The 3,850-nt window shown below is 36.8% G+C and carries 3 protein-coding genes; all 3 read right to left on the reverse strand.

Annotated features, from left to right (window positions below; translation table 11 throughout):
• Positions 1–358: 358 nt before the first annotated feature.
• The 3 genes from EA365_00765 to EA365_00775 are packed head-to-tail and all read right to left on the reverse strand — an operon-like array spanning position 359 to position 3,532.
• Positions 359–1,330, reverse strand: coding sequence for an AAA family ATPase (locus EA365_00765; GenBank protein ID TVQ48997.1), 972 nt, complete (start codon positions 1,328–1,330; stop codon positions 359–361).
• The gene (locus EA365_00770) at positions 1,320–2,957 is read right to left on the reverse strand and encodes a transposase (GenBank protein TVQ48999.1); all 1,638 of its coding nucleotides are present in this window, start codon (positions 2,955–2,957) and stop codon (positions 1,320–1,322) included. Before EA365_00770 ends, EA365_00765 begins: the two co-directional genes overlap by 11 nt.
• Before the next feature lie 11 nt (positions 2,958–2,968).
• Complete coding sequence (locus EA365_00775) at positions 2,969–3,532, reverse strand: recombinase family protein (GenBank protein ID TVQ48998.1); 564 nt, start codon at positions 3,530–3,532, stop codon at positions 2,969–2,971.
• Positions 3,533–3,850 lie beyond the last annotated feature (318 nt).

The raw sequence follows: 3,850 nt of genomic DNA on the forward strand, positions 1-3,850 counted from the left end.
TGTGGCGGACTGCAAACATCGAGCACTGGGACTGCAATCATCGGCACTCTCGGACAGGATTAATTGCAACTATAATTTCCCTCTGGAACAGAATTAACTGCAAATGAGCCAGAATTAATTGCAACTGGGACTGCAATCATAAATTGGGACAGGATTAACTGCAAATAAGCTGAAATTATTACTCTGCTTTTATTCCAGACATTTACTGTAAGAAGCTTTGTTATCCTTATCTTAGTAAATAAACTCATTATAAAAAGCAATAATTTTACTTTAAAATATTTACTGAGTTTTTTGAAAAAGAAGTTGGTAGTAGAAATTATTTTGTTTTGTAAGTGTAGTGTTATAAGAAATAAGATATTTAAATAGGTAAACCTGCTGCCAACATTTGTTCTCTTAAATCTTGAGAACGACCTGCATCTAATTGCCCTTTGAATAGTAACCTAATTTCCGCAGGTTTAGTATTAAATTGTTCTGCTAGATTTTTAATATTATAACCATGTCTAGTCAACGTAGGTTCTAAATCATCAATTTGTCTGGAAAGAATAGAAGTAATTAATTCATCTGTTACAGGTTTTTCTCCTGCTTTATAAGCTTCTTCAAAAGCTAAAGATAAATGTTGCTCAATTTGTAAAGGTGTTCTTAATTTAGATGACAGTAAATCTCTAGCTTCAACTGTAATTATTTCTTGCCATTCTTGCTCTGATTTCAGACATTGACTAAATAACCATTCAATATATCTTTGAGGAGAACCTATTAAACCATCGAGGGAAAAATTAGCTGTCCGATAACCAATTTCTTCCATAGTAGGTCTTCTTAAGTCATTTCTGAGTTTGGGATGTCCTACTAATAAAACTGATAGTGTACCACCTCCATCTTCTACTACTTCAATCAGTCTCTTTAGTCCAGTTAAAGTGGTAGTAGATAAATCATGAGCCTCGTCTATAAATAAAGCTACTGGTTTTCTTCCTTTACAAATTAAATCCCTCAATTGCCTTTCCCGTTTTTCTCCTTGAGAGGGAATTTTCAACTTTTTATCATTGGATAAGTCATAAAATAAAGCTGAGATTAAAGTAGTTAAATTAGTTTTTTGTTTTTCTACTGCCAGAGATTTGGATACTAAGATTTTTCCTTCTTGGTTTAAGGTGTTTTGTAATTTTCTAAGAGTGACAGTTTTTCCACATCCTACTATTCCTGTTAAGGCTACTAACATACCATTAACTATTGCCACTTTTAATTCTTCAAATAATTGTTGCTGTTGAGGAGTTTCATAATAGCCAGCTTTTCTAAATTCTTTAGTTAAGTTGTATTCTCTCATTACCTCAATCAGCATGATTTTTCTCCTGAGAACAAAAATATTCTTTAACTGAATTAATAATTTCTTTTTTGTTTAAGGTTTTAGCTAATAGTTCATTAATAAAAGTCATTTGTTCTTGATTAAGTTTGGCTAAAGGTTTATTCAGGTAATCTGATATAGCTCTTTTAGCATCTAAAGAACTAGGATAGGTAAATTCTTGATAGGGGTCTGGGTCATTAAAAGGGATTAAAGTAGGAAGTTTTTGGATGTGAGATGTTAAAAATTGAAGTTCTTTAGAGTTGGGTAAACTGGAAATAGGTAATCCTAATTCTTGTGCTAATTTTTCAATTCTTTCGGCTTTTTTGTCTTTCTTAGTTTTTCTGTTAGTACGATAACGATGTAGTGGAATAGGTCCATTCACGGGAAAATAAGGACCATACTTTTGTCCTTCGTTATCTATATACAATTCGTTATCAAATAGTCCCCATAAAAGTGTGACAGTTTCTCCTGCTAAGTCGGGATTAACTTCGTAAGCTACCCCTTCTATGGTTACACGAGCATCTATACCTACTTTACGACTTTCTGGTTCACGAGCAAAGGTACAGAAGCGTTCCCAGCTACACATCTGTCTAATTCCTTCTGGGGGTGCATTTAATAACCAATCTTCAAGTCTTGTGTGTTCTTCATGGCGATGTCGTTGATTATTGTAGTGAATCAGGTATTGATGTAGCCAAGTGTTTGCTTCTGTTTCGGTTTCAGGTTCGTGAAAATGGTAGAGAGTTTCATGAGCTTCTTTAACAGTGCGAAAAGCTCTTTCTACTTTTCCTTTGGCTCGGGCTGTATTTCTTCGCTTATCTTTACTATTGGGGAGGTGCGTAACTATTTTGACTCCCAAATATTCCATTACTGTTTGAAAAATGCGGCTTTTAGCAATGGGACCGTTATCCATGTAAATCATAGCGGGAATACCATAAAATGTAAACCCTTCCATACTCTTTTCGGTCATGGCGTTAAAAAGAAAGCGTAAAGCGGCTTCAACATCTTCCCCATAAACGCAGTGATACTCTTGATAACAAAGACCACTGCGGTCATCGACGACGCTATAAAGCATTAGTTGGGGATTACCTCTACCTGGTTGCACCCAAGAGGGGTTTTTGAGATATTTGAGGTCTGATGGACTCAGGTCAAATTGCCAACATTCATTACTATGAGTGGCTTGAAATCGAACAGCAGGGGTTGATTGTGTCAGGGAATCAAGATCATAGTCCCAAGTTTTAAGGTAATGATTGATGGTACTTTTGTTGAGCAATCCTGGACTGGGTTTGAGATAGCCGTATGGTGTTTCCATTCCCTCCGTTTCGAGGATTTCTATGGCTCTAACTGTGGATAGATGGCGTCCTTTCTTATTGAGACTACGGATTTTCATGGCAGCGATAATTTCGCAGTATCTTTCCATCTCTAAGGGGCTGATTTTTCGGGATTTGCCTCGGTCATTTCGATGGATACTTTTGGGTTTGGCTCTTTCTCTTAAGGAGCGATAGACGGTATCTTTGGAAACCCCATAAGTAATTGCTGTTTCTTCAATTAATTTCTTTCTTTCACTTGCTCTCGGGGGCAGGTTTTCTAACCTTTGTCGCAGAGAGATTATGGCTTCTGGAGGGATTTGCTTCCGTTTCATTGAGCTTTATTGACCTCTTCTATGTAGCTATAGAGGGTTGGCTTGGAAATTCCCATCATCTGACAGATTTCGTCAATTGTGTACTGTTTTTCACTGTAGAGTTTTACTGCTAGTTGACGTTTTGAGGGGTCTAAAGCTTTTGGTCTTCCTCCTAACCGACCTCTAGCGCGGGCTGCTTTTAATCCGGCTTGTGTTCTCTCTCTAATTAAATTCCTTTCAAATTCGGCTAAGGCTCCAAATATGTGAAAAATTAATTTACCTTCACTGGTGTGAGTAGCTAGAGATTCTTGGATACTATGGAGTTCTATATCCCTTTTTTCTAAGTCTTCAACAATTCCTATTAGGTCTTTGAGCGATCGCCCTAAGCGATCTAACCTCCACACTACTAAGATATCTCCTGCTTTCGCTTTAGATAAAGCTTTCTGTAACCCTGGTCTAGCTGCTTTTGCTCCACTAATGTGGTCTTCATAAATTTTGGTACAACCCTCAAGGAGCAAAGCATCACGTTGCAGGTCTAGATTTTGGTCATCAGTAGAAACACGAGCATAACCTATTAGCACTTGATTAGTTGAAGTAAAGAAACTTGATAAACCAATTATATCTTAACTTTGATAATTTTACTCAGTTTTTTGCCACTAAAAATCTTGATTTTACGTGAAGAGATTTTGACCCCAGGTCGAGTAAAGAAAAGGTACCTTTTCTTTACTTTTTTAGTTGCAGTTAATTCTGTCCGAAATTATGATTGCAGTCCCATTTGCAATTAATTCTGTCTCAGTTGCAGTTAATTCTGTCCGAGAGGCTCTTTATAGTTGCAATTAATCCTGTCCCAAAGTGGTTATGATTGCAGTCCCAGTGCTCGATGTTTGCAGTCCGCCACA

The organism is Gloeocapsa sp. DLM2.Bin57, from assembly GCA_007693955.1.
Classification (GTDB): Bacteria; Cyanobacteriota; Cyanobacteriia; order Cyanobacteriales; family Gloeocapsaceae; genus Gloeocapsa.

Excerpts from the sequence above, each read along its gene's own strand:
- EA365_00765 (TVQ48997.1), bottom strand. The coding sequence starts at position 1,330 with ATGCTGATTGAGGTAATGAGAGAATACAACTTAACTAAAGAATTTAGA.